This is a genomic window from Phenylobacterium sp. Root700 (genome assembly GCF_001429025.1).
In the GTDB taxonomy this organism is placed as follows: Bacteria; Pseudomonadota; Alphaproteobacteria; order Caulobacterales; family Caulobacteraceae; genus Phenylobacterium.
In genome coordinates, this window is record NZ_LMHT01000022.1 from 300,795 (window position 1) to 314,040 (window position 13,246).

Genomic DNA, 13,246 nt, shown 5'->3' on the forward strand with positions numbered 1-13,246 from the left:
CCCCTCAGGCCTTACGCGGACCCGAGCGGATGGTGGCCGCGCCGATCAGTCCGGCGGCGGCGGCGGCGATGGCCGCGGCCTTCATGGCCATGCGATAGCCCTCGGCGAGTTGGCTCGTCGCCTCCCCGCCCGATCCCGCCGCCAGCACGAACCCGACCAGCGCCACCGCCAGCAGGCCGCCGATCCGCGCCGTGGCGTTGTTGATCCCCGAGGCCGCGCCTTCATAGGCGCCTGGAACCGCGCCCAGCACGGCGTCGGTCAGCGGCGCCACCGCGATCCCCATCCCGACCGCCAGCAGGACCAGGCCGGGAAACACACCGCTCCAGTATCCTGGCTCGCCGGCCCGAAGCGCCAGGAGCGCGAACCCGGCCGCGACCACCAACGGGCCGATGGTCAGCATGGTCCGAACGCCCAGCCGCGCCGTCAGCGCGCCGGCCATCGGCGACAGCACCGCCAGGCCGACCGAAAGCGGCAGCAGGGCCGCGCCGGCGCTGGCGGCCGAATAGCCATGACCACGGATGAGTTGGAACGGCAGCAGGAACAGCGCCCCGCTGAACGCCGCATAGAGCAGGAAGGTCAGGCCGTTGGCGCCGCTGAACGTCGCCGACTGGAAAAGCTTCAGCGGGACCATCGGGCTCTCAGCCCGGCGCTCAATGACCACGAAGGCCGCGAGCGCGGCGACGCCCAGCAGCAGCCCGGCGATCACCGATGACGCATGTAGCCCCCGCGCTGGGGCCTCGGTCAGGCTCCAGGTGATCGCAGCCAGCCCCAGCGTGGCGGTCAACGCGCCGGCCCAGTCGACAGGGCCTGCCCTGGGCGCCCGGCTCTCGCGAGCCCCGGCCAGGATGAACCCCACGGCCAGCGCCGCCAGCGGCAGATTGATCAGGAACACCGCCCGCCAACTGACCGTGTCGGTAAGCCAGCCGCCGAGCACCGGCCCGATCGCGCTCATCAAACCGCCGGCCCCGGCCCAAATCCCCACGGCGCGGGCGCGGCCCGCCTGGTCGAAGGAGGCCCCGAGGATGGCCAGGCTGGCCGGAACCAGCAGAGCCGCCCCAAGGCCCTGCAGGCCCCGCGCCGCGATCAGCAGCGGTAGGCTGGGCGCCAGGCCGCACAGGGCCGAAGCGCACGAGAAGACCACCACCCCGACGACAAAGACGCTGCGTCGGCCATAGCGATCAGCCGCCGCGCCGCCCGCCAGGACCAGCGCGCCGAGGAACAGCAGATAGGCGTTCATGATCCACTGCGCCGAGGCCGCGTCGCCGCCGAGCTGCTGCTGGATCACCGGCATGGTCAGGTTGACCGCCGAGCCGTCGATGAAGGCCAGGCTGGAGCCCAGCACCGTCCCGATCAGCACCAGCGGCCCCTTGGCCTTGCCAGGATGAGGCGCGGTGGCGGCGACCACGCCGCGGTCACAGGGCGGCGCGATCTGGCTCATGACCTAGCGGCCAAAGAAAAAGGCCCCGCGGAACATGTCCGCGGGGCCTTGATCACGTTCGGAACCGCCCGGCTCTTAAGCCGCGCCGCCCTTGTCGCGACGCTCGGCGTAGATGACCAGCGGCTGGGCGCGGCCTTCAACCACCTCGGCGTTGACGACGATCTCTTCGACGCCGTCATAGGTCGGCAGCTCGTACATGGTGTCGAGCAGGATGCCTTCCAGGATCGAGCGCAGGCCCCGCGCGCCGGTCTTACGGATGATCGCCTTGCGGGCCACCGCGTTGAGCGCGTCGTCGGTGAAGGTCAGACCGACATTTTCCATGTCGAACAGACGTTGGTATTGCTTCACGAAGGCGTTCTTCGGCTCGGTGAGGATCTTCACCAGGGCCGGTTCGTCCAGGTCGTCCAGGGTGGCGATCACCGGCAGACGGCCGACGAATTCCGGGATCAGGCCAAAGCGCAGCAGATCGTCCGGCTCCACCTGACGGAAGACTTCGCCCGTGCGGCGTTCGTCCGGGTCCGACACCTTCGCGCCGAAACCGATCGAAGTGCCTTGGCCGCGCGCCGAGATGATCTTCTCGAGCCCGGCGAAGGCGCCGCCGCAAATGAACAGGATATTGGTGGTGTCGACCTGCAGGAACTCCTGCTGGGGATGCTTGCGCCCGCCTTGCGGCGGCACGGAGGCGACGGTGCCTTCCATGATCTTCAGCAGCGCCTGTTGGACGCCCTCGCCCGAAACGTCGCGGGTGATCGAGGGGTTGTCCGACTTGCGGCTGATCTTGTCGACTTCGTCGATGTAGACGATGCCGCGCTGAGCGCGCTCGACGTTGTAGTCGGCGGCCTGGAGCAGCTTCAGGATGATATTCTCGACATCCTCACCGACATAACCGGCTTCGGTCAGGGTCGTGGCGTCGGCGACCGTGAACGGAACGTCGATGATTCGAGCCAGAGTCTGAGCCAGCAGAGTCTTGCCGGTCCCGGTCGGGCCGATGAGCAGGATGTTGGCCTTGCCCAGTTCGACGTCGTTATTCTTCGTCGCGTGGTTCAGACGCTTGTAGTGATTGTGGACGGCGACCGAGAGCACCTTCTTGGCGTGGTCTTGCCCGATCACGTAATCGTCGAGAACTTCGCGAATTTCTTTCGGCGTTGGCACGCCGTCCTTAGACTTCACGAAGGAAATCTTATGTTCTTCGCGGATGATATCCATGCACAGCTCTACGCATTCATCACAGATGAACACGGTTGGGCCCGCGATAAGCTTGCGGACCTCATGCTGGCTCTTGCCGCAGAAAGAGCAATAGAGAGTGCTCTTGGAGTCCCCGCTCGCGGCCTTGGTCATGGTCGTTTCTCACTCTCTCGACGACATCGACGCATCGCCATCATCGCTCGGCCCGGAGGCGTCCCTGACGCCATCAGTGCAGGATACGTGCCCGGGGTTGTCTAATCCTTGACATTCCTCGATCCGAGCCACGATCACAAGCCTTCGACAGAACTCAGTGACATTTGGTGTCAGGTCGCCCAATGGCGGGTGCGTCCGAATCCCTAGATGGGATCGTGCCGAAGTGGTGCAAGTGAGCCGCCGTCGATGTCGCACCGGCCCCTCCCCCAAGGCCGACGCGGCGTCCAGCGGCTCTGCTTGAGTTGACACGCGCGCCGGGGCGGTGCGTTGGGGGATATATGGCTAGGCGAAATCTACGGCGCATTGGCGCATCGCCGTTCGAATCCTTGAACGAGAACGTCGAGGACGCAGGCGTGGTCGCCTTCGACTTTGACGGCACTCTGACCGTGCGCGACAGTTTCACCGCCTTCCTGAAATGGCGAGCCGGTCCGGCGCGTTACAATCGGGGAATGGTCAAGCTTCTGCCGGCGGCGATTTCCTATCTGGGACATCGCAATCGGGGTCGGATCAAGGCCGCGGCGGTGCGCGAGTTCCTCACCGGGGTTCCGCGCGAGCAACTGGAGGCCGAGGCGCGCGCCTTCGCCGAGCTCATGGCCCCCCGCCTCCTGCGCCCGGACGCCGTGCGCACCTGGCGGCGCTGGGACCAGCGGCACGCGAAGCTGGTGATCGTCACCGCTTCTCCCGACATCGTGGTGGCGCCCTTCGCGCGCGGCCTCGGGGCCGACCTGCTGATCGGCACGGAACTGGCCTTTGACGACAATGATCGGGTCACCGGCGGCTTCCTGGGCCCCAACTGCCGGGGGCCGGAGAAGGTGCGCCGGCTGCAGGCGGTGTTCGGCCCGGACATCCATCTGGCCGCCGCCTATGGCGACACCAGCGGAGATCGTGAGATGCTGGCCATCGCCGACGAGGCCGGCTACCGGGTTTTTCAGGAAAAGCCCTGACGCCTGCCGCGCCGTCGCCTCAAGACGGAGCACGACACCCGTGATGATCACCGGCCCGCAGATCACCGCTGCCCCCGCCGACGGCGGCGGGCGCTAGCCCCATGCGCTTTCGGGTTCAGAAGCTGATCCGCGACCGGCTGCCGGCGATCATGCGGGCCCAGGGGCTGGCGGTGTTCGACCGGCGGCTGGATGACGACGAGTTCGTCGCCGCCCTGAAGGACAAGCTGCTGGAGGAGGCGCGCGAGGTCCATGAGGCCGCCTCCCCGGCCGAACTGGCCGACGAACTCGCCGATGTGATGGAGGTGATCGCCGCCCTGGTGCAGGCCAGCGGCCTTCGCCCGGACGATATCGAGGCCCGGCGGCAGGCCAAACGGGCCGAGCGCGGCGGCTTCGACCAGCGCGTTTTCAACGCCGCCGTTGAAGCGCAGGACGGCCTGCCGGCCGCAGACTACTATCTGGCCAGGCCGACGCAGTATCCTCGCGAGGACTGAGCAAGCGATGAAGCACGCAGGCGAGCAGGCGCTGGACGAGTTGGAGACGCTGCTGGCGGCCCTGCGCCCGCTACCGGGCGTGATCGAAAAGAAGCGCGGCGTCTTCTATCGCAAGTCCAAGGCCTTCCTGCACTTCCATGAAGACCCCAAGGGCCTGTTCGCCGACCTGCGCGCGGCGGGCGGCGGCGACTTCGAGCGGTTCGACGTGACGCTCGAGGCCGATCGTCAGGCCCTGGTGGCCACGGTGGCGGACCGGCTCAAGGCCTAGCCGACCAGGGCGCCACCTGGCCGATGATGCTCAGGGGCCGGTCGGCGCGGACCGCCTCCAGCACCCCGGCCGAAATCTCGTCATTGGTCAGCCAGCGCGAACCGCCGGCCTCCAGTTTGAACCCCAGCACCACCTGACGGACCTCGCAGGCCGGGAGGCCCTCAGCGACCGCCGCGGCCCGCCCCAGCCGGTCAGGATGGGCGGGATCGGCCGTGGCGCTGCCCAGCACCTGAAACAGCCGTCCCTTGACCTGCGCGGCCAGCAGACGAGGCGCGGCGATCTTCAGGGTGTGGAACCAGGCCACCGCCAGATCGATGGGGCCAGAACGCTCCACAGCCGCCGCCAGGGCCGCGTTGAAGGCTTCCGCGTCATGATAGTCGCAGTCGAAGCCGCCCGCCGTCTGCGACGCATGCCGCGACAAAAGCGAAAGGCGCCCGCCATCGCCGGCGAGCGCCTCCACAAGTCCTGACAACATGCCGGTTCCGCCCACCACGAGGATGTGCGCCGGCATCGGCCTTAGTCGTCCGAGCGCGTCTCATAGACGTGGTCGACGAGACCCCACTCCTTGGCCTCCTCGGCGGTCATGAAGGTGTCGCGGTCGAGCTTTTCCTCGACCTCTTCAAAGGTCCGGCCGGTGTGCTTGGCGTAGATTTCGTTCAGGCGGCGCTTGGTCTTGATGATGTCCTCGGCGTGGCGCTCGATGTCCGAGGCCTTGCCCGAGTAACCGCCCGACGGCTGGTGCACCATGATGCGGGCGTTGGGCAGCGAGATCCGCGAGCCCTTCGCGCCGGCCATCAGCAGGAACGAACCCATCGAGGCGGCCATGCCCATGCACAGCGTCACCACCGGCGACTTGATGTATTGCATGGTGTCGTAGATCGCGAGGCCCGACGTCACCACTCCACCGGGGGAGTTGATGTACATCTGGATCTCTTTCTTGGGGTTCTCGGCTTCGAGATAAAGCAGCTGGGCGCAGATCAACGCCGACATGCCGTCCTCGACCGGACCGTTCAGGAAAATCACCCGCTCCTTCAGGAGGCGGGAGAAAATATCGAAAGCGCGCTCGCCGCGGCTGGTTTGCTCCACGACCATGGGCACCAGGTTCAGCGCGGTGATCTGCGGGTCACGCATAGAAGAAAGCCTCTCTGGATGGGTCGACTCTGCGCGCAGAGCCGCGTTCCCCACCGATATCGCGTGGCGGAGGGGCCAACGCAAGGTGACCGATAGTCCTAAAGAAAATCCCTCCCCGATTCGGGGAGGGATTCTGATGGTGCGATCGACGTTTTGGGGCGCTTAGGCGCCGTAGCCGGCCGGCATGTCGTCTTCCTTGAGGAGCTCTTCCTTGGAGACTTTCTCGTCCGTCACCGTGGCCTTGTCGACGATCAGGTCGACGACCTTGTCTTCGAAGATCGGGGCGCGCAGCTGGGCTTGCATGTTCGGGTTCTGACGGAACATGTCGAAGATCTGCTGGGCTTGCTGGCCGTAGCGCATGGCTTCGGCGCGCATGGCTTCCAGCAGTTCCTGCTCGGTGACCTGCACTTCGTTGGCGCGGCCGATCTCGGCCAGGACCAGGCCCAGACGCACGCGGCGCTCGGCGATCTTGCGGTACTCGGTCTGCAGCTGGTCGTCCGACTTCTCGGAATCTTCCGGCGGCAGGCCGCCACGGTCCTTGTCCTGCTGAACTTGCTGCCAGATGGCGGCGAATTCAGCTTCCACCATCTTCGGCGGCAGCGGGAAGTCGTGGCGCTCGTCCAGCACGTCCAGCAGGGCGCGCTTCAGCTTGAAGCGCGAGGCGCCGGCGTATTGCGACTCCAGGTTCTGCTTCAGCAGTTCCTTCAGCTTCTCGAGGCTTTCGATGCCCAGGCGTTCGGCCATGGCGTCGTCGATCTTGGATTCGACCGGGGCGCGGACTTCCTTCACCGTGGTGGTGAATTCGGCGTCCTTGCCGGCCAGGTTGGCGGCTTGGTAGTCGGCGGGGAAAGCCACCTTCACGATGACTTCGTCGCCGGCCTTGGCGCCGATCAGTTGTTCTTCAAAGCCCGGGATGAACTGGCCCGAACCGAGGACCAGCTCCGAATCGGTGGCCGTGCCGCCCTGGAAGGCTTCACCGTCGATGCGGCCCACGAAGTCGATCACGACCTGGTCGCCGTCCTTGGACTTCACCGACTTGCCGGTGCGCGGCTCGTAGGTGATGTTTTGCTTGCCCAGCTCTTCGACGGCCTCGTCGACTTCCTCGGCGGACGGCTCGTAGGTCGGGCGCGTCAGCGAGATCTTGGTCAGGTCGGTCGGCTCGAAGTCCGGCATGATCTCGACAGCGATCTCGTAGGAGAGATCGGCCTTGCCGTCGATCACCTGGGCGATATCGCCCTCGGGCTTCAGGTCGGGTTCGCCGGCGGGGCGCAGGTTGTTGTCCGCCAGCACCTTTTGGGTGGTCTCGGTGATGGTCTGCTCGACCACCTCGGCCATCAGCGCCTTGCCATGCAGGCGACGGACGTGCGCGGCCGGCACCTTGCCCGGACGGAAGCCCTTGATGTTGAGCTGCGGCATGATCTCGACGATCCGCGCCTCGAGCCGTTCGTTCAGATCCGCGACCGGGACGGTCACGCCGTAAACGCGGCTCAGGCCTTCGCCAGACTTTTCAACGATCTGCATCGACATTCTCGAAATTCCGGAGTGCGGCGCGAACTCGCGCCAACAGATCCGCCCTAGGGGTGAAACGATGGTCGCCGCCGAACAAGCGGCGGCGAGCGGGCGCTCTTATGTCATTTCGCACGCGCCAGTCCAAGCCCAAAGACAGCGCTATCGGACGGCAAGGCGAGCAAGCAACCCGCGCGGGCCGTCGTCTGATTAGGGATTGGTGCGGGCGAGAGGACTCGAACCTCCACGCCTTGCGGCGCTAGAACCTAAATCTAGTGCGTCTACCAGTTCCGCCACGCCCGCGTTCCGCCCCTGCCATCGGCGAACCGGCGGGCCGCGTCAAGCGTCATCGACCAGAAGGCGCGGCCACATTCTGGTTCCTGGTTAACGTACAATTCAGCCGGACGGCGGTGATCCTGCGTCTGGCGGGGCTGGTCCGTCGCGGGGTTGCTGGGCATGGCGCAGGTCGTCGACGTGAAATTGCGGTTGGCCGGGCCGCAGGACAGCGAGCGCATGCTGGCCTGGCGCAACCTGCCGGAGATCCGCCGGTGGATGTACACCGACCACGTCATTTCCCAGGCCGAGCATGAGCGCTGGTTCGCCGGCGCCCTGGCGAACCAGACCCGGCGCTACTGGATCATCGAGCTGGACGGAACGCCTGTCGGGCTAGCCAACCTGGCCGATATCGACGTGGGCCAGCGCCGCGCGGCCTGGGCCTATTACCTCGCCGATCCGTCGGTGCGCGGGCGCGGGGTCGGAGCCTTCGTCGAGTACTTCGTAATCGAGCACGTGTTCGGCGAACTGAACCTCGGCAAGCTCTGGTGCGAGGTGCTGGTCGAGAACGAGGCCGTCTGGAAAATGCACGAGGCCTTCGGCTTCCAGCGCGAGGCGCTGTTCCGCGAGCACGTCTGGAAGGACGGTGTTCCTTCCGACGTGGTCGGGCTGGGGCTTCTGGCCCGCGACTGGGCGGCGGTCCGCGAGGCCAGCCGCGAGCGGCTCAAGACCCGCGGCCTGCCCGTCTAGCCGCCCCTGGGACCGACAAGTTCCAGGGCCAGCGGGATCAACGACACCACCAGCAGCACCGCCATGGCGATGTTGAAACCGCGTAGCACGGCGGGCTTGTCGAGGAAGCGGCGCAGGCCGACGCCAAAGCCTGTCCAACTCATCACGCACGGCAGGTTGATCGCCACGAAGATCAGCGAGACCACCAGGATATTGGCGACATAGTGCTCGCGCGGCGCATAGGCGGTGACCGCGCCGAGCGCCATCGCCCACGCCTTGGGGTTCACCCACTGGAAGGCGGCGGCCTGCAGGAAGGTCTGGGGCTTGCCCGCCCCGTTCCCCGCCGAGATCCCCTTCGCCGTGGCGATCTTCCAGGCCAGCCACAGCAGATAGGCCCCGCCCGCCACCGCCAGGATGTCGTGAAGTTCCGGATAGGCCGAGAACAGCCCGCCCAGTCCCAGGCCGACGGCCACCACCAGGACGAAGAACCCGATGGTCACGCCCAGCAGGTGCGGCACAGTGGCCTTGAAGCCGAAGTTGGCGCCCGAGGCCATCAGCATGGCGTTGTTAGGCCCCGGCGTGATCGAGGACACGAAGGCGAACAGCGCCAACGCCGCCAGCAGTTCGGGAGTAAGGGAAGTCATGGGAGGTTCCTTGAGGGTGCTCCTGGCGCAGGATTGGGGCCCTGAAAGCAAAAACCCCCTCCGTCGCCGGAAGGGGTTTTCGAATGATCGTCAGGTTCGCTTGGAACCCTAGACCTCGACGCCCTCCCACACGCGCAGAACTGCCCGCCCGGCCGATACCGGGCGGCCAATAGCCTGAATGGCTGCTGCGCGTTGGAGGATCGAGATCATGTTGAAATCGGCGTTAGCATGAGCCGCTAGGCTTGGCCACACGGCTAGAGATCGCGCCCCTCATAGAGCCGGCGCAGGATGCTGGGGGCGAGACCGGGCAAGTCCTCCGCCGTCAGGCCAGGACCGTGCAGGTCGGCGGCCTCGGCGTGAATCCAGGCCGCGGCGCAGGCGGCCTCGAAGCTCTCCATGCCCTGGGCGATCAACGACCCGATGAAGCCCGCCAGCACGTCGCCCGACCCCGCCGTCGCCAACCACGGCGAGCCGTTGACGTTGACGCAGACCCGGCCGTCGGGCGCGGCGATCACCGTGTCGCCACCCTTGAGCAGCACGATGGCGTCGGCCTGCTTCGCGGCCCGGCGCGCCGCGGTGATCCGTTCGGGGGAGTCCTTCAGCACGCCAGGGAACAGGCGCTCGAACTCACCCGGATGCGGGGTCAACACGTCGTCGACGTCGAGCACCGAGAACAGCTCCTCAGGGTCGTCGCGGAAAACGGTGATGGCGTCGGCGTCGATCACCAGCGCCGCGCCGGTGCGCGCCAAGGCCAAGACATTGACCAAGGTGTTCTCGGTGACGCCGGCGGCCGGGCCGATGACGGCGGCGTCCACGTCGGCGGCCAGCTGCTCCAGCTCGGCCTCGGTGTCGAAGCCCTTCAGCATCACCGCTTCCAGGTGCCCGGCGTTCACCGACAGCGCTTCCGAAGGCGACAGCAAGGTCACCACGCCGGCCCCCAGACGCAGACCCGAACGCGCCGCGAGCCGCGCCGCGCCGGTGTTCCAGGCCTCGCCCGACACCACCACCAGGCGGCCGCGCGCGTGCTTGTGGGACAGGGAGGTCGGCCAGGGGAAGCTGGAGAGCCAGAAGTCCGGCCCGTTCTCCACCAGATCGCCGAAGGTCTCGGCCAGCCCAATGTCAGCGACGATCACCTCGCCGCACAGGCTATGGCCCGGCAGCAGCACGTGGGCTGGCTTCTTGGCGTGGAAGGTGATGGTCAGGCCGGCCTGGATCACCGGCCCCTGCGGCGCGCCGGTGTCGCCCGGCAGCCCGCTCGGAACATCCACGGCGATCACGGCCTGCGGCTGGTCGGCCAGGCGGGCGGCGATGGCCGCGGCCTCGCCATTCATCGGTCGCGACAGACCAGCGCCGAACATCGCGTCGACAAACAGCCGCGCCTGCAGCGGAGCGTCGAAGGCGACAAGGCCGCCGTCCCAGCGGGCCGCCGCGGCCTTGGCGTCGTCGGTCTGCGGCGGAGCGAGCGCCCTCACCTCCACCGGCCAGCCGCGTTCCTTGAGCAGGCGGGCCACGACATAGCCGTCGCCGCCATTGTTGCCGGGGCCGCACAGAACAGCGACCGAGCGTTGGGAGAAACGTTCGACGATGGCCTCAACCACCGCCGCGCCGGCCCGCTCCATCAGTTCGGCGCCGGGCGTGCCGGCGGCGATGGCGGCCCGATCGGCGGCGGCGATCTCAGCGACCGTGTGAATCCTGCGCGCGGGCACGGCCGCTCCTGTGGCTAGTCTAAAGAACGCCGCTCGAGGCTTCGCGCCCCCGTTCCACCAGGATCAAGTCGTCGCCGCCGGTCTCCAGGGTGGAGATCGAGGCGTGATCCGGGCGGAAGACCAGAACGCGCTCGTCGCCATCCAGATGCGACATGACCGCGTTGATCGCCACATAATGCGAGAAGACGGCGGCGCCACCCCGCGCATGCAGGGCTTTCACGATCTCTCCGCGCCAGGCTTCGTAGTCCAAGTCGCCCTCGACGTCCTTCCACTTGCCTTGGAACACGCCGCGCAGCCAGGCCGGGCGGTCCTGCGCGCTCAGGCCGGCCGGCGTCGGGATTTCCCCCACGGCGGGGTCGATCTCCAGATCGACGCCGAGCGCCTGCGCGGTCGGCATTGCGGTTTCCCGGCAGCGCCGCAGCGGAGAACTGACCACCCGCTTGGGACGGTCAGCTTCCGGCAACGACATCAGATAGTCCCGCGCCGCATCGGCCTGCGCCTTGCCGGCGTCGTCCAGGCCGGGGTCCTCGTCGGCCTCGCCCCAGGTGGCGGCCGGCTTGCCGTGGCGGATCAGGTAAAGTCGGGACATCAAATCAATCCGGTACGAAAATGTTGCGCGCGCCGTCCTCGGAACGTCCGACGGTTCCGGTGCGGCCCACAGCCTCGCTCGCCTCCAGGTCGCGAAGCGTGGCTTCGTCGGCTGGGGTGTTGGCGATGAAGCGGCGGCCCTCCGAATCGCGGCCGATGACGATGCCCATCATGTAACCCTCGCGGCCGTGGACGACCGTGTAGGTTTCGATTGTGGCCGCGCCTGTTGGCGTTTCGATGACAACCGGGTGCGGCAAGGCGTCGATCTGGGCCTGGATCAGCTTCGGGTCCTGCCGCTCGAACGGGCCGTTGAGCGGGGTCGTGGAATAGACGCCGGTCGACTGCTTGGTCAGGAACCAGCCATTGGCCGTGACCAGGCCGTAGGAACCGGGATCATCGCGCAGACGCTGCATCATCACGGCGATGGAGTGCATGGCGTAGTTGTTGCCGGGGCCGCCCATGTACGGGATCCCGCCGGTGACGGTCAGGCCGCGAGGATCGTCCAGCGACAGGCCCAGTTCCTCGGCCCCGACCTCAACCGCAACCGGGAAGCAGGAATAGAGGTCGATATGACCGATGTCGGCGATGCCCACGCCCGCCATCTCCAGGGCCCGCTGGCCGGTCAGCCGCATGGCCGGGCTGGAATGGAAGTCCTGCCGGTCGATCGGGAACCAGAGGTCCGAGGCGTCGGCGCAGCCGTGCAGATAGACCAGCTTGTCTTCCGGCACGCCCAGTTCGCGGGCGGTCTTCAAGCTGGCCACCAGGACCCCGGCGGACTGGTCCACCTCCATGATGGCGTTCAGGTACTTGGTGTAAGGGAAGCCGACCATCCGGTTGCGTTCGGTGATCTCCACCAGTTCCTGCGCCGAGCGCGCGATGGGGAACCAGGCCTCGGGATTCTTGGCGGCCACCTCGGTGAAAGGCGCGAACAGCTCGCCCATGCGCTTCTGGTGGTCGGGAATCGAGCGCCCGTCGCGGGCCCGCAGGGCGTTCTCGAACAAGGGGTAGCAGTTGATCGGCCGGCCGATGCCGTGCTTGGCCTCGTAAGGCGTGACGCCGGGACGCGGATCGCCGATGCGGTTGGGCTCGGGCAGTTCGTCGACATCGTCCCAGTCGGCGAAGCCCAGGCCGCGCTGCAGGCGCTTGGTCGCCGAGCCGAGGAATTCGCAGCCGACCACCAGGGCCAGCTGGGTCTCGCCCTTGGCGATCCGCTCGCAGACGGTGTTGACCAGCTGCTGGGGGCTGTTGCCGCCCATGTGCGAATAGACAGAGTAGGCCGGATCGGCGCCCAACCGCCGAGCCAGGGTGGCGGGCGGATTGGTGGAATGGGGCACCAGCCGCCCTCCCCCTGGCGCGTCGATTGTGAAGCCGACCACCGCCAGGGTGTCGATTCCCGCCAGCGCCTCGGCCTTCAATCCGGCGTCAGTCGCCGCGCGTTCCGCCGCAATCTTCAGCAATGCGGTCGGCGACGGCGATTCGCCCGGTTCGCCCCTGTAGGTGAATTGGCCCGCTCCGATGAGAACCGGTGTCCTGTCGTCCATTTTTCGTCCCCTCCCGACCCGCATCCGCGCCAAACCTAGGCGCTGGACCGACCCGGCAATGCGTTTGCGGCGCTGATCGCCTTTTGGGCGCCGTGTGACTAAAATTGCGGCATTACGATCATCGCATGCTCCCGCGACGGAACCGCAAGCCCCTAGCCCTTGTCGTCCACCGCCCGAGCGTGCTCGTAGCCCCAACCGCAGGGGCGGCCGCTGCACGAGTGAGACCGGGTCATGAAAAAGATCGAAGCCATCATCAAACCGTTCAAGTTGGACGAGGTGAAGGAAGCCCTGCAGGAGCTGGGCGTTCAAGGCATGACCGTGATCGAAGCCAAGGGCTATGGCCGTCAGAAGGGCCATACCGAACTGTACCGAGGCGCGGAGTACGTCGTGGACTTCCTCCCCAAGATCAAGATCGAGGTGGTCGTCGCCGATGATCAGCTTGAGCCCGCACTCGAATCCATCGTAGGCGCAGCCCGCACCGGCCGCATCGGCGACGGGAAAATCTTCGTGTCGGAAATCACCGACGTGCTGCGCATCCGCACCGGGGAGACCGGCGCCGCAGCCGTCTAAGACTTTAGCCTATCGAGAC

The 13,246-nt window shown here is 67.0% G+C and carries 14 protein-coding genes and 1 tRNA gene; 5 read left to right on the forward strand and 10 right to left on the reverse strand.

From position 1 onward, the window contains the following. Positions 1 to 4: 4 nt before the first annotated feature. Both ASE02_RS12320 and clpX read right to left on the reverse strand, forming a co-directional pair. Positions 5 to 1,438: an MFS transporter gene (locus tag ASE02_RS12320; RefSeq protein WP_056734556.1), complete on the reverse strand. Its 1,434-nt coding sequence runs from the start codon at positions 1,436 to 1,438 to the stop codon at positions 5 to 7. Between the two features lie 75 nt (positions 1,439 to 1,513). Further along, positions 1,514 to 2,776, reverse strand: a complete 1,263-nt coding sequence (clpX, locus tag ASE02_RS12325; protein ID WP_056734559.1) for an ATP-dependent Clp protease ATP-binding subunit ClpX — start codon at positions 2,774 to 2,776, stop codon at positions 1,514 to 1,516. A 338-nt stretch (positions 2,777 to 3,114) separates the two neighbouring features. Here clpX and ASE02_RS12330 point away from each other — a divergent pair, with 338 nt between their 5' ends. The 3 genes from ASE02_RS12330 to ASE02_RS12340 all read left to right on the forward strand — a co-directional run bounded on the left by ASE02_RS12330 (position 3,115) and on the right by ASE02_RS12340 (position 4,539). Beyond that, complete coding sequence (locus ASE02_RS12330) at positions 3,115 to 3,780, forward strand: HAD-IB family hydrolase (RefSeq protein ID WP_056734560.1); 666 nt, start codon at positions 3,115 to 3,117, stop codon at positions 3,778 to 3,780. A gap of 101 nt (positions 3,781 to 3,881) precedes the next feature. Then, complete coding sequence (locus tag ASE02_RS12335; protein ID WP_082602033.1) at positions 3,882 to 4,271, forward strand: nucleoside triphosphate pyrophosphohydrolase; 390 nt, start codon at positions 3,882 to 3,884, stop codon at positions 4,269 to 4,271. Positions 4,272 to 4,278: 7 nt separating this feature from the next. After that, positions 4,279 to 4,539: a hypothetical protein gene (locus ASE02_RS12340; RefSeq protein ID WP_056734562.1), complete on the forward strand. Its 261-nt coding sequence runs from the start codon at positions 4,279 to 4,281 to the stop codon at positions 4,537 to 4,539. On the opposite strand, the gene ASE02_RS12345 is transcribed toward ASE02_RS12340, so the two are convergent. The 4 genes from ASE02_RS12345 to ASE02_RS12360 form a co-directional block, all read right to left on the reverse strand. Then, positions 4,529 to 5,050, reverse strand: coding sequence for a hypothetical protein (locus tag ASE02_RS12345; RefSeq protein WP_056734564.1), 522 nt, complete (start codon positions 5,048 to 5,050; stop codon positions 4,529 to 4,531). The two genes, ASE02_RS12340 and ASE02_RS12345, sit on opposite strands and share 11 nt — an antisense overlap. 5 nt (positions 5,051 to 5,055) lie before the next feature. Beyond that, positions 5,056 to 5,670, reverse strand: a complete 615-nt coding sequence (locus tag ASE02_RS12350) for an ATP-dependent Clp protease proteolytic subunit (protein ID WP_056734567.1) — start codon at positions 5,668 to 5,670, stop codon at positions 5,056 to 5,058. A 162-nt stretch (positions 5,671 to 5,832) separates the two neighbouring features. Beyond that, positions 5,833 to 7,191 carry a trigger factor gene (gene tig / locus ASE02_RS12355; RefSeq protein ID WP_293460329.1) on the reverse strand — a complete coding sequence of 453 codons (1,359 nt, stop codon included), beginning with the start codon at positions 7,189 to 7,191 and terminating at the stop codon, positions 5,833 to 5,835. A 203-nt stretch (positions 7,192 to 7,394) separates the two neighbouring features. Continuing rightward, positions 7,395 to 7,479 (reverse strand) — tRNA-Leu (locus ASE02_RS12360). Positions 7,480 to 7,632: 153 nt separating this feature from the next. On the opposite strand from ASE02_RS12360, the gene pseH reads away from it, so the two are divergent. Then, positions 7,633 to 8,199 (forward strand): UDP-4-amino-4,6-dideoxy-N-acetyl-beta-L-altrosamine N-acetyltransferase, encoded by a 567-nt coding sequence (gene pseH / locus ASE02_RS12365; protein WP_056734570.1) that lies wholly within the window; start codon positions 7,633 to 7,635, stop codon positions 8,197 to 8,199. On the opposite strand, the gene ASE02_RS12370 is transcribed toward pseH, so the two are convergent. The 4 genes from ASE02_RS12370 to ASE02_RS12385 all read right to left on the reverse strand — a co-directional run bounded on the left by ASE02_RS12370 (position 8,196) and on the right by ASE02_RS12385 (position 12,657). Further along, positions 8,196 to 8,822 carry a LysE family translocator gene (locus ASE02_RS12370; protein ID WP_056734572.1) on the reverse strand — a complete coding sequence of 209 codons (627 nt, stop codon included), beginning with the start codon at positions 8,820 to 8,822 and terminating at the stop codon, positions 8,196 to 8,198. The two genes, pseH and ASE02_RS12370, sit on opposite strands and share 4 nt — an antisense overlap. Before the next feature lie 254 nt (positions 8,823 to 9,076). Then, a complete protein-coding gene (locus ASE02_RS12375; protein ID WP_056734574.1) occupies positions 9,077 to 10,528 on the reverse strand; it encodes a bifunctional ADP-dependent NAD(P)H-hydrate dehydratase/NAD(P)H-hydrate epimerase in 1,452 nt (483 codons plus the stop codon). A gap of 19 nt (positions 10,529 to 10,547) precedes the next feature. Further along, complete coding sequence (locus ASE02_RS12380; protein ID WP_056734937.1) at positions 10,548 to 11,117, reverse strand: histidine phosphatase family protein; 570 nt, start codon at positions 11,115 to 11,117, stop codon at positions 10,548 to 10,550. 4 nt (positions 11,118 to 11,121) lie between these two features. Further along, a complete protein-coding gene (locus ASE02_RS12385; protein WP_056734576.1) occupies positions 11,122 to 12,657 on the reverse strand; it encodes an acetyl-CoA acetyltransferase in 1,536 nt (511 codons plus the stop codon). 231 nt (positions 12,658 to 12,888) lie between these two features. Here ASE02_RS12385 and ASE02_RS12390 point away from each other — a divergent pair, with 231 nt between their 5' ends. Beyond that, a complete protein-coding gene (locus ASE02_RS12390) occupies positions 12,889 to 13,227 on the forward strand; it encodes a P-II family nitrogen regulator (protein WP_056734578.1) in 339 nt (112 codons plus the stop codon). Positions 13,228 to 13,246 lie beyond the last annotated feature (19 nt).

Coding starts and splice junctions, on each gene's coding strand:
- ASE02_RS12320 (WP_056734556.1), bottom strand. CDS start 1,438: ATGAGCCAGATCGCGCCGCCCTGTGACCGCGGCGTGGTCGCCGCCACC.
- clpX (WP_056734559.1), bottom strand. CDS start 2,776: ATGACCAAGGCCGCGAGCGGGGACTCCAAGAGCACTCTCTATTGCTCT.
- ASE02_RS12330 (WP_056734560.1), top strand. CDS start 3,115: ATGGCTAGGCGAAATCTACGGCGCATTGGCGCATCGCCGTTCGAATCC.
- ASE02_RS12335 (WP_082602033.1), top strand. CDS start 3,882: ATGCGCTTTCGGGTTCAGAAGCTGATCCGCGACCGGCTGCCGGCGATC.
- ASE02_RS12340 (WP_056734562.1), top strand. CDS start 4,279: ATGAAGCACGCAGGCGAGCAGGCGCTGGACGAGTTGGAGACGCTGCTG.
- ASE02_RS12345 (WP_056734564.1), bottom strand. CDS start 5,050: ATGCCGGCGCACATCCTCGTGGTGGGCGGAACCGGCATGTTGTCAGGA.
- ASE02_RS12350 (WP_056734567.1), bottom strand. CDS start 5,670: ATGCGTGACCCGCAGATCACCGCGCTGAACCTGGTGCCCATGGTCGTG.
- tig (WP_293460329.1), bottom strand. CDS start 7,191: ATGCAGATCGTTGAAAAGTCTGGCGAAGGCCTGAGCCGCGTTTACGGC.
- pseH (WP_056734570.1), top strand. CDS start 7,633: ATGGCGCAGGTCGTCGACGTGAAATTGCGGTTGGCCGGGCCGCAGGAC.
- ASE02_RS12370 (WP_056734572.1), bottom strand. CDS start 8,822: ATGACTTCCCTTACTCCCGAACTGCTGGCGGCGTTGGCGCTGTTCGCC.
- ASE02_RS12380 (WP_056734937.1), bottom strand. CDS start 11,117: ATGTCCCGACTTTACCTGATCCGCCACGGCAAGCCGGCCGCCACCTGG.
- ASE02_RS12385 (WP_056734576.1), bottom strand. CDS start 12,657: ATGGACGACAGGACACCGGTTCTCATCGGAGCGGGCCAATTCACCTAC.
- ASE02_RS12390 (WP_056734578.1), top strand. CDS start 12,889: ATGAAAAAGATCGAAGCCATCATCAAACCGTTCAAGTTGGACGAGGTG.